20 protein-coding genes are annotated in these 24,346 nt (G+C 68.9%); 7 read left to right on the plus strand and 13 right to left on the minus strand.

The window, feature by feature from the left end; genetic code table 11:
• Positions 1–4: 4 nt before the first annotated feature.
• On the minus strand, positions 5–976 hold the full coding sequence (locus AC5QAH_RS18610) for a LysR family transcriptional regulator (RefSeq protein ID WP_049412868.1): 972 nt from the start codon (positions 974–976) through the stop codon (positions 5–7).
• A gap of 91 nt (positions 977–1,067) precedes the next feature.
• Between AC5QAH_RS18610 and AC5QAH_RS18615 the strand changes: the two genes are divergently transcribed.
• Complete coding sequence (locus tag AC5QAH_RS18615) at positions 1,068–2,075, plus strand: zinc-binding alcohol dehydrogenase family protein (RefSeq protein WP_049412871.1); 1,008 nt, start codon at positions 1,068–1,070, stop codon at positions 2,073–2,075.
• 161 nt (positions 2,076–2,236) lie between these two features.
• On the opposite strand, the gene AC5QAH_RS18620 is transcribed toward AC5QAH_RS18615, so the two are convergent.
• On the minus strand, positions 2,237–2,842 hold the full coding sequence (locus AC5QAH_RS18620) for a glutathione S-transferase family protein (RefSeq protein WP_010487466.1): 606 nt from the start codon (positions 2,840–2,842) through the stop codon (positions 2,237–2,239).
• A gap of 45 nt (positions 2,843–2,887) precedes the next feature.
• Here AC5QAH_RS18620 and AC5QAH_RS18625 point away from each other — a divergent pair, with 45 nt between their 5' ends.
• From AC5QAH_RS18625 to AC5QAH_RS18635, 3 genes are all read left to right on the plus strand, one after another.
• Positions 2,888–4,444, plus strand: a complete 1,557-nt coding sequence (locus AC5QAH_RS18625; RefSeq protein ID WP_495232491.1) for a DNA recombination protein RmuC — start codon at positions 2,888–2,890, stop codon at positions 4,442–4,444.
• A gap of 71 nt (positions 4,445–4,515) precedes the next feature.
• Positions 4,516–4,914 carry a hypothetical protein gene (locus AC5QAH_RS18630; RefSeq protein ID WP_053443764.1) on the plus strand — a complete coding sequence of 133 codons (399 nt, stop codon included), beginning with the start codon at positions 4,516–4,518 and terminating at the stop codon, positions 4,912–4,914.
• 126 nt (positions 4,915–5,040) lie between these two features.
• Positions 5,041–5,586: a glutathione peroxidase gene (locus AC5QAH_RS18635; protein ID WP_053443763.1), complete on the plus strand. Its 546-nt coding sequence runs from the start codon at positions 5,041–5,043 to the stop codon at positions 5,584–5,586.
• 85 nt (positions 5,587–5,671) lie between these two features.
• On the opposite strand, the gene AC5QAH_RS18640 is transcribed toward AC5QAH_RS18635, so the two are convergent.
• The 6 genes from AC5QAH_RS18640 to AC5QAH_RS18665 are packed head-to-tail and all read right to left on the minus strand — an operon-like array spanning position 5,672 to position 9,768.
• Complete coding sequence (locus AC5QAH_RS18640) at positions 5,672–6,685, minus strand: MlaA family lipoprotein (RefSeq protein ID WP_053443762.1); 1,014 nt, start codon at positions 6,683–6,685, stop codon at positions 5,672–5,674.
• Between the two features lies 1 nt (position 6,686).
• Positions 6,687–6,998, minus strand: coding sequence for an STAS domain-containing protein (locus AC5QAH_RS18645; RefSeq protein ID WP_032128488.1), 312 nt, complete (start codon positions 6,996–6,998; stop codon positions 6,687–6,689).
• Positions 6,988–7,650 (minus strand): MlaC/ttg2D family ABC transporter substrate-binding protein, encoded by a 663-nt coding sequence (locus AC5QAH_RS18650; RefSeq protein WP_010487479.1) that lies wholly within the window; start codon positions 7,648–7,650, stop codon positions 6,988–6,990. Before AC5QAH_RS18650 ends, AC5QAH_RS18645 begins: the two co-directional genes overlap by 11 nt.
• Positions 7,647–8,171, minus strand: a complete 525-nt coding sequence (gene mlaD, locus AC5QAH_RS18655; RefSeq protein ID WP_010487482.1) for an outer membrane lipid asymmetry maintenance protein MlaD — start codon at positions 8,169–8,171, stop codon at positions 7,647–7,649. The genes AC5QAH_RS18650 and mlaD overlap by 4 nt, the downstream gene beginning before the upstream one ends.
• A 59-nt stretch (positions 8,172–8,230) precedes the next feature.
• Positions 8,231–8,980, minus strand: coding sequence for an MlaE family lipid ABC transporter permease subunit (locus AC5QAH_RS18660; protein ID WP_005414955.1), 750 nt, complete (start codon positions 8,978–8,980; stop codon positions 8,231–8,233).
• On the minus strand, positions 8,980–9,768 hold the full coding sequence (locus AC5QAH_RS18665) for an ABC transporter ATP-binding protein (protein WP_049412875.1): 789 nt from the start codon (positions 9,766–9,768) through the stop codon (positions 8,980–8,982). The genes AC5QAH_RS18660 and AC5QAH_RS18665 overlap by 1 nt, the downstream gene beginning before the upstream one ends.
• A 189-nt stretch (positions 9,769–9,957) precedes the next feature.
• On the opposite strand from AC5QAH_RS18665, the gene recC reads away from it, so the two are divergent.
• The 3 genes from recC to recD are packed head-to-tail and all read left to right on the plus strand — an operon-like array spanning position 9,958 to position 18,862.
• Positions 9,958–13,305 carry an exodeoxyribonuclease V subunit gamma gene (gene recC / locus AC5QAH_RS18670; RefSeq protein WP_049412878.1) on the plus strand — a complete coding sequence of 1,116 codons (3,348 nt, stop codon included), beginning with the start codon at positions 9,958–9,960 and terminating at the stop codon, positions 13,303–13,305.
• Positions 13,302–16,982 carry an exodeoxyribonuclease V subunit beta gene (gene recB, locus AC5QAH_RS18675; protein ID WP_049453850.1) on the plus strand — a complete coding sequence of 1,227 codons (3,681 nt, stop codon included), beginning with the start codon at positions 13,302–13,304 and terminating at the stop codon, positions 16,980–16,982. The genes recC and recB overlap by 4 nt, the downstream gene beginning before the upstream one ends.
• On the plus strand, positions 16,979–18,862 hold the full coding sequence (gene recD, locus AC5QAH_RS18680) for an exodeoxyribonuclease V subunit alpha (RefSeq protein WP_049453848.1): 1,884 nt from the start codon (positions 16,979–16,981) through the stop codon (positions 18,860–18,862). Before recB ends, recD begins: the two co-directional genes overlap by 4 nt.
• 313 nt (positions 18,863–19,175) lie before the next feature.
• Here the strand turns inward: recD and AC5QAH_RS18685 are convergent, their stop codons facing one another.
• The 5 genes from AC5QAH_RS18685 to AC5QAH_RS18705 all read right to left on the minus strand — a co-directional run bounded on the left by AC5QAH_RS18685 (position 19,176) and on the right by AC5QAH_RS18705 (position 24,292).
• Positions 19,176–19,574 (minus strand): hypothetical protein, encoded by a 399-nt coding sequence (locus tag AC5QAH_RS18685; protein ID WP_010487495.1) that lies wholly within the window; start codon positions 19,572–19,574, stop codon positions 19,176–19,178.
• Positions 19,575–19,668: 94 nt separating this feature from the next.
• Positions 19,669–21,708 carry an FUSC family protein gene (locus tag AC5QAH_RS18690; RefSeq protein WP_049412886.1) on the minus strand — a complete coding sequence of 680 codons (2,040 nt, stop codon included), beginning with the start codon at positions 21,706–21,708 and terminating at the stop codon, positions 19,669–19,671.
• A gap of 3 nt (positions 21,709–21,711) precedes the next feature.
• Positions 21,712–23,172 carry an efflux transporter outer membrane subunit gene (locus AC5QAH_RS18695; RefSeq protein ID WP_010487499.1) on the minus strand — a complete coding sequence of 487 codons (1,461 nt, stop codon included), beginning with the start codon at positions 23,170–23,172 and terminating at the stop codon, positions 21,712–21,714.
• On the minus strand, positions 23,169–24,086 hold the full coding sequence (locus AC5QAH_RS18700) for an efflux RND transporter periplasmic adaptor subunit (protein WP_049412888.1): 918 nt from the start codon (positions 24,084–24,086) through the stop codon (positions 23,169–23,171). The genes AC5QAH_RS18695 and AC5QAH_RS18700 overlap by 4 nt, the downstream gene beginning before the upstream one ends.
• Positions 24,083–24,292, minus strand: a complete 210-nt coding sequence (locus tag AC5QAH_RS18705) for a DUF1656 domain-containing protein (RefSeq protein ID WP_010487502.1) — start codon at positions 24,290–24,292, stop codon at positions 24,083–24,085. Before AC5QAH_RS18705 ends, AC5QAH_RS18700 begins: the two co-directional genes overlap by 4 nt.
• Positions 24,293–24,346 lie beyond the last annotated feature (54 nt).

Consider the following 24,346-nt stretch of genomic DNA (forward strand, 5'->3'; position numbering starts at 1 on the left):
TCTCTTACGGGGGGCCGCCATTGTCGGCCAGCGCCGGGACTGGCGACAGGGGGCCGGCAGGACCTTCGGGCATGCCAGACAGCAGAGGTTGCAGGTGCTGGCGCAGCTGCGCGTGCAGCTGCCGCACCGCCGGCGAGAACTGCTTGCGGTGTGGGCACACCAGATGCAGTGGAATGTGGCTGCCGACGCCGTCGAGCAGCAGCTGCAGGCGCCCGGCCAGCACGTCTTCGCGCAGGTCCAGCCAGGATTTGTAGGTGATGCCTTCGCCGGCCACGGCCCAGCGCCGCACCACATCGGCGTCATCGCAGACCAGCGGACCGCGCACCGGAATCACGCTGCGGCGCCCGTCGACCTCGAACGACCAGCGATCGTAGGCGCGGCCACTGAGCTGGTAGACCAGGCAGTCGTGCTCACGCAGTTCGTCCAGGCGCGTGGGCGTACCGCGCCGCTGCAGGTAGCCGGGCGAGGCCGCGAGTACGCGCCGATTGCCTTCCAGCAGGGGCAGGGCGACGTAGTTGGCGTCGTCGAAGTGGCCGATGCGGATGGCCACGTCGACCGGGTCGCGGAACACATCAGCCACTTCGTCGGACAGGCGCAGGTGGAGGCGCAGCCGCGGGTGCGCGGCGCGGAAGGCGCTCAGCCAGGGCAGCAGCAGGTTGCGGCCGAGGTCCGAGGGCGCCGACAGCTGCAGGGTGCCGTGCAGCTCGGTGTCCTCGCCCTGCACGCGCGCCTGGCCCTCGCGCAGGGTGGCCAGCACCTCCTGCGCGTACGGCAGGTACAGCGCGCCCTCGCCGGTCAGGCGCAGGCTGCGGGTGGTGCGCACGAACAGGCGCAGGTCCAGCTCGCGTTCCAGCCGCGCCACTGCCGCGGCAACCTGCCCCGGCAGCAGGTCGGCCTCGCGCGCCGCCTGCGAGAAGCTGCCCAGCGCGGCAGTGCGGACGAACAGCTGCAGATCGTCGAAGCGGATCATCTTCATTGCCAGAGTGAAAGTGCTGCCCGATTCTGCGCCTTTCTGCGGGAGCGCGCGCGGCGCAACCTGTCGCCTCCTTCCCCACTGGACCGCTGCCATGCGCGCCATTGCCTACACCCAAGCCGGCCTGCCGATCGATGATGCCCAGGCCCTGATCGACATCGAACTGGAGCTGCCGCAGCCCGGCCCGCGTGACCTGCGCGTGGCGGTGCGCGCGGTGGCGGTGAACCCGGTCGACACCAAGGTCCGCCGTGGCGTGGCCACCGACGGCCCGCGCGTGCTGGGCTGGGATGCGGTCGGCATCGTCGATGCGGTGGGAAGCGAGGTGACCCTGTTCCAGCCCGGCGACGCGGTCTACTACGCCGGCGTCATCGACCGCCCGGGCAGCAATGCCGAGTACCAGCTGGTGGACGAGCGCAGCGTCGGCCGCAAGCCGGCCAGTCTCGACGATGCGGCCGCCGCCGCGTTGCCACTGACAGCAATCACTGCCTGGGAGCTGCTGTTCGACCGTCTGCGTATTCCCGAGGGCGGTGGCGAGGGCCAGGCCCTGCTGGTGATCGGTGCTGCCGGTGGTGTCGGTTCGATCCTGGTGCAGCTGGCGCGGAAGCTGACCAAGCTGACCGTGATCGGCACCGCTTCGCGTCCGGATACCCAGGACTGGGTCTACGCGATGGGCGCGCACCACGTGATCGACCACAGCCTGCCGCTGGCCGAGGGCCTGGCACGGCTCGGCATCAGCGAGGTGCAGCACGTGGCCAGCCTGACCCACTCCGACCAGCACTACGCGCAGATCGTGGAGCTGCTGGCGCCGCAGGGCCAGCTCGGCCTGATCGATGACCCGGGCCAGGTGGATGTGATGGCGCTCAAGCGCAAGGCGCTGTCACTGCACTGGGAATCGATGTTCACCCGGCCGCTGTACCGCACCGCCGACATGCAGCGCCAGCACGATCTGTTGAACCGGGTGGCCGAGCTGATCGACACGGGCGTGCTGCAGACCACCCTGGGCGAGCATTTCGGACGCATCGACGCAGCCAACCTGCGCCGTGCCCATGCGCTGCTGGAGAGCCATCGCGCCAAGGGCAAGATCGTGCTGGAAGGCTGGTAGGAGCAGACGCTGTCTGTAGAGCCGGGCCCACGCTCGGCTGCCGTTCGCGCGTGGGCGTCAGCCGAGCATAGGCTCGGCTCTACGGAGCTTCATCCACGCATGGCGTGGATCAGCCGTGTCGACCAGGGGCGACACCTACCAACAGCTGCGGGAACCACGGCTCACGCCACGCCGTTGTCGACGTGTTCGGCGAAACCGGGCTGCTCTCGCAGGCGCTCGAACCATGCGACGAGGTGGGGCAGCGCGGGCTTGCTGCCCGGCGTGCTGCGCCAGCGTTGGGTCGACAGCCCCAGCACGATATCTGCAAGGGTGAAGGTGCTGCCTGCCACGTAGGCATCGGTGGCGGCCAGCTGGGCTTCAAGCACACCCATCAGCCGGTTCCACTGCGCCAGGCTGGCCTCGGCGCGGGCATCGTCCGGGTAGTCCGGATGCTGGCGTACGCGCGCCATGAACACGTGGCGCCAGGCGCTGTTGAGGTCGCTGGCCTGCCAGTCCATCCACTGCTCCACCCGGGCCCGGTCCTTCGCTGCAGGTGGCAGCAGATCCTCGCGACCGGCGCGTGCGGCCAGGTAGCGGCAGATGCTGTTGGATTCCCACAGCACGAAGTCGCCATCGCGCAGCACCGGCACCTGCCGGTTGGGGTTCAGCGCGGCCAGCAGGTCCGGCGGGGGGGCCGGTTCGTGGTGCAGGGGCAAGTCCAGACCGGCGCACAGCCACAGCACCTTGCGCACATTGATGGAGGTGGGCTTTCCGTACAGAGCGAGCATGGTCCTGACGCAGCAGCTGAGACTCGGCCAGCCTACACTTGCCCCATGCAAACCGAATATCTGCTCATTGGCGGTCTTCTATTGGCCGTGCTCATCCTGCAGCTGGTCGCCCTGCTGCGCCGCCCGCCGCACGACCGCCTGGAGCAGGCGGTGCGGGAGGAGGCGCGCGCCGGGCGCAGCGAACTGCGCGAACAGCTCGATGGCTTCGCCCGCGCGCTGACCGATCTGTCCACCCGCACCGACCAGCGCCTGGACCTGCTGCGCGAAGCGCTGGGCGAAGATGCCCGCAAGGCGCGCGCCGAAGCGGCCGAGAGCCAGCAGAGGGGCGCGGCGTTGATGGGACAGCGGCTGCAGGAACTGCGGGGCCAGCTGGAGACCTTCGGCCAGCAGCAGGAAGCGCGCATCCATGCGTTTGGCCAGCAGCTGCAGGAGCTCACCGGGCGTACCGATACCCAGCTCGGCGCGCTGCGCCAGACCCTGGTGGACGATGCACGCAAGGGCCGCGAGGAGGGCGCGCAGTCGCAGCAGCGCCTGACCGAAAGCCTTGGCCTGCGCCTGCAGGAACTGACCCAGCGCAACGAGCAGCGCATCGCCGAGATGCGCACGACGCTGGAAGAACAGCTGCGCGCGCTGCAGAACGACAACGCGCAGAAGCTGGAGCAGATGCGCCACACCGTGGACGAGAAGCTGCAGTCCACGCTGGAAACGCGGCTGGGCAATTCCTTCAAGCTGGTCTCCGAGCGCCTGGAACAGGTGCAGCGTGGCCTCGGCGAAATGCAGCAGCTGGCCACCGGCGTCGGCGACCTCAAGCGCGTGCTGACCAACGTCAAGAACCGTGGCAGCTGGGGTGAAGTGCAGCTGGAGAACATCCTCGAGCAGACGCTCACCCAGGAGCAGTACGCGCGTGCGGTGAAGGTGCGCCCGGATAGTGGCGAGATGGTCGATATCGCCGTGCGCCTGCCGGGCCGCAGCAGCGACGATACGCCGGTGTGGCTGCCGATCGACTCCAAGTTCCCGCGCGAGGACTACGAGCGCCTACTGGACGCGCAGGAACAGGGAGACGCCGAGGGTGTGCGCCTGCAGGGCATCCAGCTTGAACGCGCGGTGCGCGTGCAGGCCAAGTCGATCTGCGACAAGTACATCGCGCCGCCGCACACCACCGACTTCGCGGTGATGTTCCTGCCCACCGAGGGCCTGTATGCCGAAGTGATCCGGCGCCCGGGCCTGGTCGACCTGCTGCAGCGCGAGCACCGCGTGGTGGTGGCCGGCCCGACCACGGTCACCGCGCTGCTCAACAGCCTGCAGATGGGCTTCCGCACGCTGGCCATCGAGCAGCGTTCCAGCGAGGTGTGGAGCCTGCTGGGTGCGGTGAAGAGCGAGTTCGGCAAGTTCGCCGGCATCCTCGAAAAGGCCGAGAAGCAGATCACCACGGTGGGTCGCAGCATCGGCGAAGCCAGCCGCAAGACCCGCACCATCGAACGGCGCCTGCGTGGCGTGGAGTCGCTGGCGTCCGAACAGGCACAGTCGTTGCTCGGCGATCTGGCCGAGGGTGATGCGGCCGTCGAGGACGAGGGCAGTGAAGGCGACGGCGACGAGGCCTGAGCCACGCTGACACGCCGCCTGCATCGCCGATGCGTATGCTGGCGGCCTGTCCGCTTCGATCAGGTATCGTCATGCGCCTGCGCCGCTTCACCAGCCTAGTCCTGACCGCGCTGCTTGCCGCCTGCAGCAGCACACCACCGGCTGCCGATACAGCGGCGGCATCCGCCGCAGCCACCAGCCCCGAAGCGGCCGAGGCGTACCGCGAAGCGCGCGACGTCGACTGCCAGGCCGCTGGCGGCACCCTGCAGCGGCTGGGCCGGCTGCAGCGCGAACAGTGCGTGATTCCTTACGCCGACGCCGGCAAGGCCTGCAGCCGCAAGAGCGACTGCATGGGCCAGTGCCTGGCCGGCGGCGAGGTGACTGTCGGCAGCGTCGCCACCGGGACCTGCCAGCGCGATGTGCGCCAGAACTTCGGATGCCGCCAGCGCATTGATGAGGGCAAGGCGCAGGGCACGATCTGCGTGGATTGAATCCTGCCTGTAGCGCCGAGCCCACGCTCGGCTGCTGTGGCATCAGCCGAGCGTGGGTTCGGCTCTACAAGAGCGCGCGCGGCGCTATGCTGGTGGGCCATTCCCCGCTGTTGCCGGAGCCCCCGCGTGAGCACCCCGATCCAGGACATTTCCCTCACCACCATCGACGGCAAGCCGTCCTCGCTTGCCGACTACCAGGGCAAGGTGCTGCTGCTGGTCAACGTCGCCTCCAAGTGCGGCCTCACTCCGCAGTACGAAGGCCTGCAGGCGCTGTATGCGGAAAAGCACGCGCAGGGCCTGGAAGTGCTGGGCTTCCCCGCCAACAACTTCCTCGGCCAGGAGCCGGGCAGCGAGGCGGAGATCCAGCAGTTCTGCCAGCTCACCTACGACGTCAGTTTCCCGATGTTCTCCAAGATCAGTGTGGCCGGTGATGACACCCACCCGCTGTACCAGCAGCTGACCGCCGCCCAGCCGCAGTCGATCGGCGAAGGCCCGCTGCGTGAGCGCCTGGCGAGCAAGGAGATTCCGATCCACGCAGCACCGGCGGTGCTGTGGAACTTCGAGAAGTTCCTGGTTGGCCGCGACGGCAAGGTCATCGCGCGCTTCGCCCCGGACGTGGCTGCCGATGACGCGCGCCTGCGCGAAGCCATCGAGGCCGCGCTGGCGGCCTGAGGAAAGCGTGCCAACCGAGGTTGGCACCTACCGGAAAAGAAAAACCCCGCCGAGGCGGGGTTTTTTCATGCACGGGCTGCAGCGATCAGTTGCTCCAGTTCGGCATCGGCATGGCATCGACCGGGATCGGCGAATTGGCATCGTCGTGGCCACGGTCGCGCTTGCTGCGCAGATCGTTCTCGATCTGGTAGTTGCGGCGCTGCATCCACGCATCGCGTACCAGCGAGTACTCGTCCACGGCGGTGTCACGCAGGTTGTCGATCGCCAGCAGCTGCGCGCGGGTATCGACCAGCTGCAGGCCCTGCAGGCCGATGCGGATCTTGTCCTCTTCGATACGGCGGATCGGCGACAGCGGAATGTCACCGGCCAGGCCGAACACATCACGCACGGTACGCGGGCCGAAGAACGGCAGTTCCACGTAGCGCGAACGCCGCCAGCCCCAGGCACCCAGGGTCTGGCCGAAGTCTTCATTGCGACGCGGTACCATCGCCTTGCTGGCCGGATCGAACAGGCCGCCGATACCCAGCGTGCTGTTCATCAGGAAGCGGCCGAGGCTGTCCCACGCATCGGCGCCGCGGCCCTGCAGCAGCTGGTTGGTGATGGTCACCGGTGCGCGCAGGTTGCTGAAGAAGTTGCTGACGCCGGTGCGGGCGAAGCGCGGCACCACGTGGGTGTAGGCGGTGGCCAGCGGGCGCGCGATGCCGCGGTCAACCGCGTTGTTGAAGGTGTGCACCTTGCGGTTGAACGGTTCCCACGGATCGTAGGCCGCCGCGCTGCCGGTGTTGCCGGCACCACCATAGAGGGCATCGAAGTCGTCATCACCACCGGGGGCGGTCGCCGCTGCGGCCCTGGCCGCATCGGTGTCGGCGCTGCGGGCCGGTGCCGATGGCGGCGTGGCCGGCGCAGGTGCGGCAACCACGGCTGCGGCCGGTGCGGCATCGACCGCAGCGGCATCGGCGGTGGGGGCGGAGGCCTCGGCGATGGTACTGGCCGGGACCACGGTGCTGGCCGCCGGCGCATCGCTGCGTGCGGGCTTGCCGGCGCAGGCGGTCAGGGCGGTGGCCAGGACGATCAGGGGGAAAGTGCGTACGACGTTCATGTCAGCTCGCAGCAGAAGTAGCGTTGAAATCCAGGTCGGGCGACAGCCGGTAGGCTGCGCTCAGCTCGTTGTAGCCGGCCGGCGCGCCGGAGACTGCCAGCGGGTGACCGCTCTTGCGCGCGCGTGCGGCAAGTTCGGCCAGCAGCGCCAGGCCGGCGCTGTCCACGCGTTCGACCTCACCCAGCTCCAGCCGTGACAGCTTCGCCGGCAGGGCCTGCAGCTGCGGCCACAGCGCGATCACCGCGGCACGGTCGAGCACCCCGCGCAGGCGCAGGGTGTCGCCTTCCAGCAGCGCCAGTGCGTTACTTGCCATTGCCCGCGGGCCCGGCCTGCATGCTGCCGCTGTGCAGTTCGTTGGCCACCTGCTTGATGCCCTTCTGGCGCAGCGGGGTATCGAACTGGTTGCGGAAGGTCTGCACGTAGGAAATGCCTTCGATGTTGACGTCGAAGATCTTCCACTGGCCATTCACGTTGCGCATCCAGTACTCGACCGGGGTCGGCTCGTTGCCGGCACGCACCAGTTCGGTGCTCACGCGCACGCCACGATTGCCCGGCAGCGGGCTTTCACCCTTCAGGCGGAAGCTCGGCTTGCCCTGGATGTTGAGCAGGGTCGAGCCGTAGCGCTGCATCAGGCTGTCGGCCATGGCATCGGCAAACAGCTTGATGTCGGCGTCGGAGGCGCCGCGGGCGTGCGGGCCCAGCACCAGGCGCGCGGCGTAGTCGCGGTCGAAGGTGCGGGTCAGCTCGCTGTCAATGTAGCTGCGCAGGCTGGCCGGGTTGCTGGTGAACTCGCTCTTGCGCTGCTGCAGCGTGGACAGGATGCGGCTGCTGGCATCGATCACCACCTTGCCGGCCTGGCTCTGCGTTGCGGCAGCGGCAGGCGCGGCGGCCTGGGCCTGGGCCAGGAACGGGGTGGCTGCCAGCAGCGCCGAGGCGAGCAGGGCCGGGATCAGTTTCATCTTCATGGTTGCGGTTCCGTTGCAGGCGCCTGCGCGCCATCGTTGGGCTTCTGAGCAGCGCCGCCACCGGCGCCGCCACTGAACATGTACTTGCCGACCAGCTGGATCAGGTCCACTGCCGGCTGGGTGAAGACGATCTCGTCGCCGGCCTTCAGCACGTCCGGATCACCGCCCGGCTGCAGACCGATATAGCTCTCGCCGAGCAAACCACTGGTGAAGATGCCGGCCGAGGTGTCCGCCGGCAGGTCCTTGACCTTGCTGTCCATGCGCAGGGTCACGATCGATTCGAACTTCACCGGGTCCAGATCGATCGACGCGACCTGGCCGACGGTGACGCCGCCGATCTTCACCGGCGCCTGCTTGCGCAGCTGGCCGACCTGGGAGAAGCGCGCCTTCAGGTCATAGCCTTCACTGCCCCAGCTCCAGCGCTGGTTGGTCGAGGCCACGGCCAGCACCATCAGCGAGGCCAGGGCCAGCAGCAGGAAAGCGCCGACGGAGAATTCGAGTCTGGGACCGCGGATGGCCATGTGGATTACCTGATCGAGTCGTGGTGGCCGCGCGCGCCTGCGCACCGCCGGTGGAGGGGTTAGGTGAACAACATTGCCGACAGCACGAAGTTGAACATCAGTACCAGCAGCGAGGCGTTGACCACCGCACGGGTGGTCGCCACCGAAGTGCCTTCAATGGTCGGCTCGGCATGGAAACCAACGTAGGCGGCGACCAGCGCGGCAGTGCCGCCAAAGATCGCCGACTTCAGCATTGCCACGCCGAAGTCGTCCCAGAAGTCCACGCTGTTGCGCAGCGCCGACCAGAACACGCCGTTGTCCAGGCCCAGCACGTGCACGGCTTCGAAGTAGCTGGCGCTGATCGCCAGCGAACAGAAGATGCCGGTCAGCAACGGCACAGTCAGCACCGCCGCCCAGAAGCGCGGCGCCACCGCCTTGGCTACCGGATCGATCGCCATCAGCTCCAGCGCCTTGATCTGGTCGGTGGCACGCATCAGGCCCAGTTCGGCGGCGATCGAACTGCCGGCGCGGCCGATGAACAGCAACGCGGTCAGCACCGGTGCCAGCTCGCGGTACAGCGAAAGGCCGAGCAGGGTCGACAGCGCGTCGGCCGCGCCGAAGGTGGTCAGCGTGCGGTAGCCCTGCAGGGTCAGCACCAGGCCGACGAAGGCACCGCCGACGGCGATGATCGGCAGCGAGCGTGCGCCGATCTTGTAGATCTCGCGGGTCAGCTCGGCCAGGAAATCACGCGTGGGCAGCGAACCGCGCAGCACGGTCAGCGAGAACAGGCCGGCGCGGCCAAGCGAGCGGGTGGCTTGGACGAACGGCATCAGGCAACCCTCGCGCGTGGCGCGGCATCGAACGGAATCGGGCCATCGGGCTGGCCGTGCAGGAACTGCCGCAGCAGCGGGTCCTGGCTGGACTGCAGTGCCTCGGGCGTGCCCTGGAACACGATGCCGCCATTGGCGATCGCGATCACCTGGTCGCAGATCGGCAGGGTCTCGTGCACGTGGTGGCTGACGATGATGCTGGTCAGGCCCAGGCTGTGGTTGAGGCGCTGGATCAGGCTCATGATCACCCCCGAGGCGATCGGGTCCAGCCCGGTCAGCGGCTCGTCGTAGATCATCAGCGGCGGGTCCAGCGCCAGTGCACGGGCCAGCGCCACACGGCGCGCCATGCCACCGGACAGCTCGCGCGGCCAGGCATCGGCGGCGGCCAGCAGGCCCACCGCATGCAGCTTCATCTGCACCAGCCGGCGCAGCACGGCGGTCGGCAGGCGGGTGTGCGTACGCAGCGGCAGGGCGACGTTCTCGGCCACGGTGAGGTCGGTCAGCAGGCCGTTGCCCTGCAACAGCACGCCCACGCTCTTGCGCATTTCCAGCAGCGCGCCGCTGTCATGCGGGATCGGCTTGCCGAACAGGGTGACCTCGCCGGCGACCGGGCGCAGTTCGCCGGTCAGCGCCGCCAGCAGGGTCGACTTGCCGCTGCCGGACGGACCGAGCACCGCGGTGATGCTGCCCTTGGGCACCTGCAGCGACACGTCGCGCAGGATCGTGCGTCCGCTCCGGTCGATGCGGACGTTGGATAACTGCACCAGACTGGAGGAGGAAGCCGACATGGGCACCATTAACGTTTTTTAGACATCGAAGGATCGGGCCCGTCGGCTGAACATAAGCAGACTGGACGGTCCAGTATTGTTGCACGGCAAGGCCTCGCACAGGCCGGGACAATCGCCCGGCAGCCCGGAACAATCCGTACCGGCGATGGGCTGACCATTGAATACTGCCTGCCGTCCTGCACACTGTGCATGATGAGTGACCCAGGCAGCGATTTCCGCCTCTACCATTCCAACTCCCTGGACGTGCTGGCCGCGCTGCTGGCGCGCAACGTGCGTGCGCCGGTACCGGGCCAGCCGCTGCTGGCGCCGGAAGTGGTGCTGATCCCGCAGGTGGCGATGCGGCGTTGGCTGCAGGCGACACTGGCGGCCGAGTTCGGCGTTGCTGCCAACCTCGAGTTCCTGACCCCGGGCGAGTTCGTGGCGCGCGCGCTGAAGGCCAACGTCAGCGGTGAGCAGGACGATCTGGACGCCGCCGGCCTGCACTGGAAGCTGTACCAGGCGCTGCGCGATCCGTCGCTGCTGGCGCAGCCACCGATGCGCGCGCTGCAGTCGTATCTTGCCGGCGATGATGCTCTGAAGCCGTGGGCGCTGGCCGGCGAGCTGGCCTCGGTGTTCGAAAAGTACCAGGCCTGGCGGCGTGACTGGCTGCTGCGCTGGGCGGCCGGCGCCGATCCGGCCGATCCACAGGCAATCCTGTGGCGCACCATCACCCGGGGCCACGACTATCGCGCCCGCCGCATCCAGGAGTACCTGGACCGCTTCGAAGGCGCCGGCCAGCCGCTGCCGCAAGGCCTGCCGCCGCGCATGTCTGCGTTCGCGACGCTCAACATCTCGCCCGACGTGCTGCGGGTGATGGCCACCCAGGCCCGGGTGGGCGAGCTGCACTTCTACATGCCCACCCCGGTTCAGTCGTACTGGGGCGACCTGCAGACGCTGGCTGAGCGCCTGCGCAGCGGCGCGCCCGATCCCTTCGGTGAAGCGGCCGGCGAGAACCGCCTGCTGGAAGCCTGGGGTGCGGCCGGCCGCGACTTCATGGCGGTGCTGGGCAGTTACGAGGTGGTGCATCCGGCCGGCGAGATCGCCGCCTATTCCGATCCGGAGGAGGACACCCGGCCGACCCTGGACGAAGGCGGCCTGTCCGACAGCCTGCTGCATCGCCTGCAGCGCGATCTGTTCCACCGCCGCGCACTGCCCTCGGGCGAGCTGCGCGAAGGCCTGCGCAGTGACGACCCCAGCCTGCAGGTGCACGCCTGCCATACCCGGCTGCGCGAGCTGCAGGTGCTGCACGACCAGCTGCGCAGCCTGCTGCAGGATCCGCGCTTCGACCCGCCGCTGCAGGCGCGCGAGATCGCGGTGCTTGCACCGGACATCGATCCCTATGTGCCGTACCTGGAAGCCGTGTTCGGCGGTCGCGGCGGCGAGGAGGAGCACATTCCGTATGCGCTGGCCGACAGCAGTCCACTGGCGGGCGAGCCGCTGGCCGATGTGTTCGTGCATCTGCTGGGCCTGCCGGTCTCGCGCTTTGGCTTGAACGAAGTGCTGGACCTGCTGGCCAGCGCGCCGCTGGCCGAAGCGGCCGGGCTGGAAGCGGTGGACTTCGATCGCCTGCATGGCTGGCTGCAGCAGGCCGGTGCACGCTGGGGCCTGGATGCGAAGCATCGCAACCAGCACCAGGCACCGGCCGACGACGCCTACACCTGGCAGTTCGCGCTGGATCGCCTGGTACTCGGCCATGCCACCGGCAGTGAGGCTGACCTGGCCGGCGTGGCGCCGTGGATCGAACTGGAAGGCGGCGCGTTGGACGCGCTGGACCGGCTGCTGCGCCTGTTGCGCGTGCTGGCGATCTATCAGCGTCGCCTCGGCGAGCTGCTGACCCCGGCGCAGTGGCGGCAGCGCCTGCTGTCGCTGCTGGATGCACTGCTGCCCACCGCGCCCAGCTCGCCCAACAGCCAGCGCGCGCTGGAGCGCCTGCGCAAGCTGCTCAACCAGTTCGCCGACGATGCCGCCAAGGCCGGTTTCGAAGACGGCGTGCCGTCGGAGGTGGTGCGTTCGCACTTCGCCGGCGTACTGGGGGAGGCCGATACGCGCGCACCGCTGCTGACCGGTGGCATCAGTTTCGGCCGCATGGTGCCGATGCGGCTGCTGCCGTTCCGGGTGATCTGCGTGCTCGGTCTCAATGATGGCGATTTCCCCCGCCGTGACCCTGCCGCCGGTCTCAACCAGCTCACCGCCGAGCTGGATACGCCGCGCCGCCGTCCGGGCGACCGCTCCACCCGCGAGGATGACCGCTTCCTGTTCCTGCAGCTGTTCGCGGCCGCGCAGGAGGTGTTCTATCTCAGCTATCTCGGCGCCGATCCGCGCGATGGCAGCGTGCGTGAGCCGTCGGTACTGGTCAGCGAACTGATCGATGCCGCCGCCGCGTATCACCTCGATCCGACTGCGGCGGTCCGCGACTTCACCGTGCGTCACGCCTTGCAGCCGTTCTCGCCAGCCGCGTTCGGTGATGGCGATCCACGCCGCTTCAGCTATCGCCGCCAGTGGCATCCGGCCGCCGGTCGCCTGACCGGCCAGCGCGGTGGCCTGCAACCATGGTTCGATGCACCGTTGCCGCCGCCGCTCGACGATGCGGTGGAAGAGGAGGTCGCGCTCGATACCCTGCGCCGCTTCCTGTGCGACCCGGCCGGGCAGTTCCTCGCACAGTCGCTGGGCCTGCGCCTGGCCGACGATGTCGAGGAGGTCGATGACCTGGAACCGCTGGTGCTGTCGTCGCGCGGGCCGGAAAAGCGCAGCGTGCAGGCGGCGGTGGTACGCGCCACGCTCAGCGGCGATACCGAGCCCTTGTACCCGCGGCTGCGCGCGCGTGGCCTGCTGCCGTCAGGTCCATTGGGCCAGCGCCAGTTCGAGGTGGAGCAGTTGAAGACACGCCCGTATGCCAGTGCGCTGCTGGGCTGGATGCAGGGCGATCCACTGGAAAGCCGCCGCTACGAAGTGGACATCGATGGCGTGCGCCTGCATGGCCGCGTGGCCGATCGGCATCCCGAAGGGCTGGTGCGCCTGCGTGCCGGCACGCTCAATGGCAATGCAGTGATCCGCCAGGGCCTGGACTGGCTGCTGGCCAACGCCGCTGGCGACGCGCTGCCCCTCGTGCAGTTCCACGATGGCGGCGATGCCGGCCCCGGCCCGCATGTGCTGCCGGCATTGAGCGTTCCGGCGGCGCGCGCGGCGCTGCGTGCGCTGCTGCAGCTGCGCCAGCGTGGCCTGCGCGAGCCGCTGCGCTTTGCCCCGTATACCGGCTGGGTGCTGTACAACGCGCCGACAGAAAAACAGCGCAGCGAAGGCTGGAAGCAATGGCACGGCAGCGACCGCACCTGGGGTGAATCCAGCAGCGACGCCTGGCAGCTGCTGCTGCGCGGCGCAGACCCGTTCGCCACCGATGCCAGTTATGCCGACCTGCTGCGTAACAGCCAGGTGGTCTTCAGCGCGGTGCGCGAAGGCCGCACTCTCGGCGCCGAAGCACGCCAGGAGGGCAACGCATGAGCACCGCCATCGCCGAAGACGGCATCGAATCCCTCAGCCGTGATCCCTACCTGACCCTGCCGCTGGACGGCATCCGCCTCATCGAAGCCAGCGCCGGCACCGGCAAGACCTTCACCCTGGCCACGCTGTTCACCCGCCTGGTGGTGGAGCAGGGCCTGCGCATCGGCCAGATCCTGGCAGTGACCTTCACCGACGCCGCTACCCAGGAACTGCGCAAGCGCATCCGCGAGCGCCTGGCGCTGGCCGCACGCCTGGTCGATCTGGAACCGGCCGAGGGCGAAGCGCCGGACGTGCGCCTCACCCGCGAGGTGCTGCAGCGTCATCTGCACGAGGGCAGCGAAAGCGCCGCCGCATTGAAACGCCGCCTGCAGGTGGCCGCAGACGAGATCGATCTGGCGTCCATCTTCACCATCCACGGCTTCTGCACCCGCGTGCTGCGCGAGCATGCGCTGGAGAGCGGCCATACCTTCGATCCGCCGGAACTGCTGGCCAGTGACCGCGAGCTGCTGGAGGAGCTGGCGGCCGACCTGTGGCGGGTGCACGCCAACGACCCGGTCACGCTGGAGCCGCTGACCTGGCTGTGGTCCAACCCGGACGCGCTGGCCGCCGATCTGCGCGCGTTGCTGGGCACGCCACCGCTGCATCCGCTGCCACAGCCGGTGACACTGGCCGATCCACACCCGGCATTGCAGAGCGCGGCAGAAGCACTGTCCGCAAGCGTGCGCGAGCATGGCGAGCAGTTCTTCATCGACCTCTGCGATGCGGTCGACAACAAGTGGCTCAACGGCGTGTCCTACAAGTTGGGTTGGCTGCATCCGCTGGGCCGGCAGCTGCTGGCCTGGGCCGAGCGCGCCGACCCGCGCGAGCTGCTGATAAGCGAACGCCTGCCGGCGCTGCTGCCGGAGGCGTTGGCCGCCAAGACCAACAAGAAATTCGCCGAGCGCACGCCGTCGTCGCCATTGCAGGCACCGCTGGCGCGCTATGTCGTGCTGCTGGCCGAACGCGATGCCTGGTTGCGTGCCACCGCATTGAATTTCCTGCACGCGCTTCGCGCCGACGCCACGCAGCGGCTGCTGGCACTGAAGCGCATCCGCCGGGTGCAGACCTACGACGATCTGATCGATGGCGTAGCGCTCGCCCTGGAAGGCCCGCAGCGACTGACGCTGGTCAGGCAGCTGCGCGCGCAGTACCGCATCGCGCTGGTTGATGAGTTCCAGGATACCGACGATCGCCAGTGGGGCATCTTCCACACCGTGTTCGGTGATTCGCCGGAGGTGCGCGAGCTGGGCCTGGCACCGGCGTTGTTCCTGATTGGCGACCCCAAGCAGGCGATCTACGGTTTCCGCGGCGGTGATATCCACACTTACCTGAAGGCCAAGCAGGTGGCGCAGCAGGCGCCGGTGCTGGACCAGAACTTCCGCTCGCGACCCGCTGTGCTGCGCGCGCTGCAGGCGCTGTACGACAACGCCGGCGAAGACGCCTTCCTCGAACGCGACATCCAGTTCGAGCCGGTGCGGCCCGGTGGCGTGCGCAGCGATGCGGACTACCAGCGCGACGGCCATGCCGCCGCGGCGCTCACCCTGCGCGTGCTGCGCAGTGGCGGTGACAAGGCGATGAGCGCCGATGCCTCGCGCGATGCGGCGACCCAGGCCTGCGTGGCCGCGATTCACCAGATCCTGGTCGAGGCGCGTGCGGGCAATGCCGTGTTGCGTGGGCGCCCGGTGCAGCCCGGTGACATCGCGGTGCTGGTGCGCTCGCATCGCGAGGCCACCCTGGTGCAGCGCGCACTGGCCGCGGTCGGCATTCCGGCAGTGGCAGCCGGCAAACAGAGCCTGTTTTCCACGCCTGAAGCGCGTGATCTGCGTGCGCTGCTGCTGGCACTGCTGCAACCGGCCGACGAGGGCCGCCTGCGCGCAGCGCTGGCCACGGTACTGCTCGGCCAGCGCGCAAGTGCGATTGCGGCGATGGAACGCGAGGGCGACCTGCAACGCGGGTTCCAGGCGCAGCTGCTGCACTGGCGAGAGCGCTGGCAGCGCGGCGGGCCGTTCGCGGTGATCGCCGATGTCTGTGCCGCGCAGGGCGAGCGTCTGCTGGCGCTGATCGATGGCGAGCGCCGCCTCACCAATTACCTGCAGCTGGGTGAACTGCTGCAGGAAGCCTCCGCGCAGGCGCTGGGCATGCACGGGCTGCTGGACTGGTTGCAGGGGCAGATGGCCAGCGCCGACCAGGATGACGAGCAGCAGCTGCTGCGCCTGGAATCGGACGCGCGCCGCGTGCAGATCATCACCCTGCACAAGAGCAAGGGCCTGGAGTATCCGCTGGTGTTTCTGCCCTTCGTCGGCATCGACGGCGGCGCACCGAACACGGCCTCGCACTGCACCGTGCACGTCGGCGGCCAGCGCCAGTTGCACTGGAAGCTGGACAAGGACGAGGCCTGGGAAGTGGCCACCGCGCAGCGCGAACGCGAGCAGCGCGCCGAGGATGCGCGCCTGCTGTATGTGGGACTGACCCGCGCCGAGCATGCGCTGTGGATCGCCGTGGGTGATCTGGCCGGGCTCGGCAAGACGCGGCTGGCGCCGCTGCTGGGTGACCTGCAGGCGCTGCGCGCGCTCGCCGATGTGCACATCGATGACAGCGAGGCGCCGGCCACGCTGCCGCAGCTGGCGGCCGAAGTGGAAGGTGAGCTTCCAGCCGTGCGTGCACTGACCCGGCGCGTGCCGCACGACTGGTGGGTGTACAGCTTTACCCAGCTGGCCCACGCAGATGCAGGCGTTGGCAGCGATATCGAAGCGGCCGCGACCGAGCTGCCGGCACCGGCCGCCGACGAACCGGCCGGCCCGGAACTGCCATTGGAACCGGCGCTGCCTGAACCCACCGCGGCCGCCGAGGACAACGCCCCGCTCGATCCGCGCTTCATGGGCAGTCGCTTCGGCAACGTGCTGCATGAGGCGATGGAGAACGTCGACTTTGCTGCCTGGGCTGACTGGCAGCCGGGCCTGGAAGCCCCTGAGGGGCAGGCCGAGGTGCTGCGCAAGGCGCTGCACGACGAAGGCTATGCCGATGTCGATCTGGACGACGGCGTGGCCGTGCTGGTGCCGCTGGTTGGCCACACGCTGACCGTGCCGCTACCTGAAGGCGGTGCGCTGCACAGCCTGGGTGAAGGCGAGCGCCGCGCAGAAATCGACTTCCATTTCGCCATCGAACCGACCACGGTGCCGGCGCTGCTGCAGGTCCTTCATGCGCACGGCGTTTCCAGTGGTCGTCGAGGCTTCGGCCAGCGTCGCCGCCTGGAAGGGCTGATGACCGGCATGATCGACCTGACCTACGTGCGCGACGGGCGCTGGTACGTGCTCGACTACAAGTCCAACCGCCTGCCCGGCTACAGCCCGGACCTGCTGGCCATTGCCATGCGGCACAGCGAGTACGACCTGCAGGCGCTGATCTACACCGTGGCCCTGCATCGCTGGTTGCGCTTCCGCCTGGGCGCGGCCTACGACTACGAACGTGACATGGGCGGCATCCGCTACCTGTTCTGCCGCGGCCTGGATGGCACCGGCAATGGCGTGCATGTGGACCGTTTCCCGCTGGCGTTGGTGGATGCCCTGGATGCGTTGTTCGCCGGTGGCGAGCAGGCCCAGGCCGAACTGGCCGCACGTGCGCGGGGGGCCAGCGCATGAGCCTGCTGAAGGAACTGCACCAGAAGGGCCAGCTGCGCACTCTTGATCACGCGTTGGCGACCAGCCTGCAGCGGCTGCGCGACGACACGCCCGAGAGTGTGGCGCTGGCGGCGGCGCTGGCCTCGCTGGCGGTATCGCAGGGCCACGCCGCGTTCGATCCGGCACAGCCGCAGCGGTTGCTGGAAGGCGTGCCCGAGTGGCCTGCCGCGCAGGACTGGCTGGCGCAGCTGCGCGCATCGCCCTGGGTAGCGACGCCGGAGCAGGCCGATGCCATCGCCGAGGATGCGCCGCTGGTGCTGGAGAACGGCCTGCTCTACCTGCGCCGCTATCGCGAGTACGAGCGTCAGTTGGCGGCCGGGCTGCAGCGCATCGGCCGGCATCCGCTGCCGGCGCCGGACATGACGGCGTTGGCGCCGCTGTTCGCGCAGCTGTTCCCGCAGGCATTGAACAGTGAAGATCACCAGGCACGCGCAGCCGGCGTGACCCTGCGCCATCCGCTGGCACTGGTCACCGGCGGCCCCGGCACCGGCAAGACCACCACCATCGCGCGCCTGTTGCTGCTGCTGGCGGCGCAGGCCCGGCATGCCGGCCAGCCGCTGCCCGAGGTGGCGTTGGCCGCCCCGACCGGTCGCGCTGCCGAGCGCATGGCCGAGAGCCTGCGCATGGCCGTGCAACGCTTGCAGGAACAGGGACTGGATCCGACGCTGTGCGCGGCACTGCCCAGCAGCGGCACCACCCTGCATCGACTGCTCGGCGTGATTCCGGATTCGCCGCGCTTCCGCCACCACGCCGACAATCCGCTGGCGGTGGACGTGGTGGTGGTCGACGAAGCGTCGATGATCGATCTGCCAATGATGGCCAAGCTGGTCGATGCGATTGCCAGCGGCACCCGCCTGATCCTGCTCGGCGATCCCGATCAGTTGCCGTCGGTCGAAGCCGGTGATGTGCTCAGCGCGATCCTGCGCGCCAGCGGCGATGGCATCGGCACCCGCGCCGACGACGCGCAGGCACTGCATGGACTGCTGGCGCCGGCCACCTTGCAGCCGCAGGCGGCACCACGCGCCTTTGCTGGCCGCCGCGTGCAGCTGCAGCGCGGTTACCGTCAGAGTGATGCGCTGGACCTGGCGCCGCTGGCGCATGCCGTGCGCGAAGGCGACAGCAGCACCGCATTGCAGCTGCTGCGTGGCGGTTCACTGGCTGGCGTGCATTTCCATGAAGGCGAAGCCGATCCATTGCGTGGCCAACGCGAGCATCTGCTCGGCCACTGGCGCGCGCTGGCCGAGGCCGCTGATCCGGTAAGTGCCCTGCAGCAGGCCGGGCGCCTGCGCGTGCTGACCGCATTGCGCGAAGGCCCGCAGGGCGCGCGCGGGCTCAACAGCCGTATCGAACAGCTGCTGGCAGGCAACACCCCGGGCTACTTCCAGGGCCGCCTGCTGCTGGTCACCGAGAACAGCTACCGGCACCGCCTGTTCAACGGCGATATCGGCATCTGCCTGCGCGATGGCAGCGGCGCGATGGTGGCCTGGTTCCCCGGCGATACCGTCGAGCAGCCACGCGCCTTCCACCCGGCCGCGTTGCCCACGCACGAAAGCGCGTTCGCGATGACCGTACACAAGGCACAGGGCTCGGAGTTCGACGAAGTGTGGTTGCAGCTGCCACGCCAGGACGGCCGCGTGCTGTCGCGCGAGCTGGTCTACACCGGCCTGACCCGTGCCCGCCAACGCCTGTACGTAGCAGGCAGCGCAGAGGTGCTGCAGGCCGCATTGAAACGCCACGCCAGTCGATTGGGTGGCCTGGCCTGGCGCTTGGGTGCGGAAGACGTGATCGAAGCACCATCGATACCGATCGAAGAACCGACGGTGCAGGGCCAGCTGTTCTGACCTCAGTCCTTCCAATTCCTCCAATCACAACGCGCACCTTCATCCACGCAGGGCGTGGATCTACCGTGTCGACCAAGGTCGACACCCACCAGAAGCAAGCCATGCCATTCCGACAGATCGCGGGAAACTGTCGAAGGCGGGGTGGGCCCGGTTGTGGGGGCGTGAGCCGCATGATGCGGCGACCGAGCTTACAGAGATGTACTTGCAGTGTCCCCCGCAACCGGACCGCCCCCGCCAACCCACGGATAGCACGCATCTGACGTTGCCGTTGCTGTTGATTCGGCAGGTGCAGGGCGCAGCCCTGCCGCCATACCTACTCCGGCATCAGCACCAGGCCATCGGGGAACACGATCGCCGCTTCATCGGCGCTCACATCGAAGAACCCCACGCCGTGCTTCTCGGCCAGGTCCTGCACGCGACCATGCGCGCGCTCGGCCACCGAATAGGCGAATGCGCCATAGATCACCTCGCGGCCGATGCTGTACTCGGTCACTTCGGCACGATCGTCATCGTCGTTGCTCAATGGGCCGTTCAACGGCGGGAAGTCCTGCGCCATCTCCGTGAACCACGCCTGCAGCGCCGGGCTGCTGACGGCCGGGTCGTCATACTCGTGGCGCTCGTTCCACTGCGTCTGCTTTTCGAACCAGGCGATGAAAGCCGCCGCCTCACGTGGGGCGGCGCTGGCCTCGAACACCATCATGTCGTAACTCATTGAACCGTCCTGTGGGGATCGCGAGTGGCCGCCGGGCATGGCCCGGCGCTACCGAACCACGATGGTAGCGCCGGGCCGCGCCTGGCGGATCGCATTACACGGACGGCGATTCGGCGCCTTCCCATCCCGGCGCCAACGCCTTCGCCTCCGGGAACAGCGCGAAGCGCAGGCCGATCAGGCCCATCAGCGCCTCGTCGCGGGCCTTGCAGGCGCCCACGCTGCCGACCCGGCCCAGCGAAGTATCCAGCCGCTCACGCAGCGCCTCGCCCGCCACAATGGGTTTGCGCGCGGCGATCTGACGGCGGTAATGCACGGCGATCTCTTCCAGGATGTGCTCGACCGCTTCGCGGCTGCGCTCGGGCAGCTCCAGCCGCGCACGGCGCAGCTGCAGGATGTTCAGGCCGATGCGCGCCTCATTGAGCATGTCCACCGAAGCGATGTCACTGCCCTCGGGCGTCGCCGCCAGGCGCGGTGCGAGCAGGCCCAGCAGGTCGAGCATGCGCGCGGCGAAGCGCTGGCGGTCCTGCTGGCCACGTCCTTCGGCGGCTTCGGCCAGCGTGGTCCAGCCCTGCCGCACCAGCCGGCGCGCGGTCCATTCGGCACCCACCGAACGGAACAGGCGGGTCATCACCACCGCAAAGCCAATGCCGATGAACATTGCGATGGACGAGTTGAGGAAGGTCTGGATGTTGGCGCTGTAGGTGTTCTGCAGGCTCAGCAGCGCGGCCAGGTTCACTGTCAGCGGCAGCGCGAACAACGCGCTCTTGGGGTGGTGCAGCATCAGCCCCAGGGGCAGGAACGCCACCGCCAGCACCAGTGCCAGCAGGCCAAAGTCGTGCACGGCCGGGAACACGCCGAACAGGTACACGCCGGCCACCACCGAGGCGACCATCGCCCACACCAGGAACGACACCATGCTCGGTGCCGGATCGTCCTGTGCGGCGAAGAACGCGGCGGTCACCGCGGCCATCATCGCGCCGTTGCCGCCGCCTTCCCATCCCAGCGCGATCCACAGCACGCAGTAGCTCATCAGCGCCACGCCGGCACTGAGCGCGGAGAACAGCGCCATGCCGTAGTCGACGTGCTTGTCGGCGGCCACCCGTTCGGTGCGGATGCGGTAGTGCGCGCGGTCCAGCGGCGCGGTGCCGTGGTCGATGGCATGCTGCAGGGTGCGGCAGTCCTGCCACAGGTCCACCAGTTCTTCCAGGCGCAGCAGCAGGCTGGCCAGCTGCAGGTGCTGCAGGTCGCGGTCCACCTGCGGCTTCAGCGCGCTGATGCGCGCGCGCAGGCGGGCGTATTCACTGGCGTTGGTCGGGCCATCCAGCCAATCGTGGATGTCATCGACCAGCGCCGGCAGCCCTTCGGGCAGGGCCTGGCCGTCGCTGCGCAGCGCACTCAGGCGATCGGCAATCGAGGACAGCACTGGCAACAGCAGCAGCATGCGCTCACGCAGGCGCTCCATCGACACCGCAGACCCGGCATGGCGCGGATCATCGCGGCGCAGGAACTCGATCAGTGCCTCGAACTGCACCAGGTCGGCGGCCAGCCGGTTGCGCGGCGCGTGCGCGCGTCCACGTTCAAGGATCTGCCGGCACCACTGCGCGGCGTCCTCCATCCAGTTGCCGATGCGCGCGCGCAGCATCGGGCGTACCGAAGCCGGGAACAGCAGCGAGGCGAACAGCACCGCCACCACCGTGCCGAGGATGATCTCCTCGCTGCGCGCCACCACCGTGTCGAAGATGGTTTCCGGCGAGGTCACTGCGGGGAAGCCGATGAAGGCGGTGGTGTAGCCGGCCAACAGGAACGCGTAGCCGCGCGGCCCGCGGTTGAGCAGGGCCATGAACAGGCAGCCGGCCAGCCAGATCGACATCGCCGCGCTCAGGACCAGCGGCGTTTCCACCAGTGCCGGCAGCACCAGCAGGGTGGCCAGGCCGGCCACCAGGGTGCCGACGATGCGGTACACGCCCTTGGCACGGGTCGGGCCCAGCAGCGGCTGGCTGACGATGTACACCGTGCCCATCGCCCAGTACGGGCGCGACAGGTTGCCGGCCATGGCGATGTACAGCGCGGCCACCGCGGCCAGGTAGGTCTTGATCGAGAACAGCCAGGCCTGGCGGTCGGTCAGCGCGTTCATGGCTTACTTCGCTGCGGTCGGGGTGCCGGCCGCAGCGGTGCTGGCTTGCCAGCCGCCGCCCAGCACCAGGAACAGATGGATCTGGTCGCGTGAGACCTGCGCTTCGGCGGCGGCCAGGGTGGCATCGCTGGTGGCCAGGCTGCGGTCGGCATCCAGGCTGGACAGGTACGGCGTGCGGCCACCCTGGTACAGCCGGCGGTTCTGCTCGGCAGCCAGTGCGGCCTGCTCCTGCGCGATGCGCAGCGACTGCAGCCGGCGCAGGTCCTGCGCATAGCGGTCCAGCGCGGTCTGGGTCTCGCGCAGCGCCTGCAGGACCGTGTGGTCGAACTCGGCCAGCGCCGCGTCGGCACCGGCTTCGGCGGCGTGGATGCGCGCGTGCGTGCCCGACGACGGCAACGTCCACGAGATCAGCGGGCCGATCGACCATTGCTGGGTCATCGGCGTGCCGAAGTCTTCCAGCAGGCCGGCGGCACCCACCGAGGCACCCAGGCGGATGTCCGGATACAGCTCGGCGGTGGCCACGCCAATGCGCGCGGTGGCCGAGGCCAACTTGCGTTCGGCCTGGCGCACGTCCGGGCGGCGCTGCAGCAGCGCGCGGCCATCACCGACCGGCAGCGGCTGCGCCAGGCCGGGGGCGTGTGCACAGTCGATCACGCCAGCCGGCAGCTGGCCCGGGGTCTGCCCGAGCAGGGCGGCCAGCGAATAGGCGGCCGCCGAGCGCTGCGCATGCAGCGGCGGCAGTGCAGCTTCCAGCAGCGCCACCTGGGCATTGGCGCGGGCCAGCTCCGGCGGCGTGCCACGGCCAGCCGCGATCAGGCGCTCGGTAACGGTGCGGCTGCGCTGTTGCAGCTGCAGCGAATGCTCGGCCACGTGCAGTTCGTGGTTGGCATGGCAGATTTCCAGGTAGCTGTCGGCCACCTGGGCGACCACACTGACCTGGGCCAGATCGCGTGCCGCCGCCACCGACTGCTCGTCGGCACGCGCCGCTTCGGCGCCGCGCTTGAGCTTGCCGAACAGGTCGAACTGGTAGCTGACCGCGAACTTGCCATCGGCCAGGTTGATCACCGGCAGCTCGTGCTCCTGCAGGAACGATTCGGCCGACAGCTGCGCGCGGCTGACGCCGGCCTCGGCCTCGTACTCGAAGCCGCCGGCGTCCAGCGCCTGTTCGTACACGGCGGCGGCGCGGCGCAGGTGCGCATCGGCGGCCTTCAGTTCCACGTTGTCACGCAGCGCCTGGGTGATCAGCCCGTCCAGCACCGGGTCGTTGTACAACGACCACCAGCGGTCGGGCAGCGCCTGGTTGGCGGCCACCTGCGGGTTCTGCGTATCGATGAAGGCCGCATTGGCCTCCGGGCGCTTGAACGCCGAGCCTTCCGGCAGCGCGTAGTCCGGGCCGACGGTCCTGCACGCGGCCAGGCTGGCCAGCGCGACGATCAGGCCGAGACGGGGCAGGGTGGCGTTCACAGGCCCGCCTGTGTCGGCGCGGTGCCGACCTTGTCTGCATGCTTGGTGCTGTTGGTCTGTACGGTCACCGTGGCGGTACGGCCGGCAATCAGCTCAACGCCCTTTGGCACTTCGTCGATGGCGATGCGCACCGGAATGCGCTGCGCCAGCCGCACCCAGTCGAAGGCCGGGGTCACGTTCGGCAGCAGGGTGCTGCCGTTGCTGCGGTAGCGATCCTCGATGCCGGCGGCGATGCTCTCGACATGGCCGCGCAGCGGCGCCGATTCGCCCATCAGGCGGATGTCCACGCGCTGCCCCGGGGCCACGCCGCGCAGGCGGGTTTCCTCGAAGTAGCCGTCGATGCGGAACGAGCCGGTGTCCAGCAGCGCCAGCACCGGCTTGCCGGCCATCACGTAGTCGCCCACGCGCATGGTGCGGTCGTTGACCCGGCCATCGGCCGGTGCGCGCACCTCGGTGCGGCCCAGGTTGAGCTCGGCCAGGTCGACCGCCGCCTGTGCGGTGCCCAGCGCAGCCTGTGCAGCCTGCAGCTTGGCGCGGCGCACTTCGGCGTCCTCGGCGGCGACCAGATCCTGCAGGCTGCGGTCACGGCCGATTTCGCGGCGCAGCTGCGCCACCGAGGCCTGGCGCTCGGCCAGGCTGGCCTGGGCCTGTTCCAGCGCGATGCGGTAGCGCGCGCGGTCGATCACGAACAGCACGTCGCCCTTCTTCACCGCCTGGTTGTCGGCCACGTTCACCGTTTCCACCAGCCCGGACACGTCCGGTGCCACCTGCACCACGTCGGCACCGACATGGGCGTCGCGGGTCCACGGCTCATCCATGTAATAGACCCACAGCTGGCGCAGCACCAGCAGGGCGACGATCACGGCTGCGCTGGTCAGCAGTATGGGCAGGGTCTTCTTCACGATCTTGTTCACGATTGCATCCAACGCAGGAGGTGGAACAGCAGGCCAAGCACGATCCCGTACAGCGCCAGGTTGAACAGCGCCGGGTGCCATACATGGCGATAGGCGCCGGCACGCTGCAGCAGCGCGTGCAGGCCGCTGTTGACCAAGTAGGCCAACAACATCAACCCGAGCAGGGTCGGGACGAACACTCCATGGAGACTGAATTCACCGGGCATCGGAAGGGGCGGGGGCGAGGTGGGGGAGGGGAGGGACAACAGAACAACGGCAAC

The sequence above is a fragment of the Stenotrophomonas sp. YJH_SMC_43 genome (assembly GCF_059372535.1).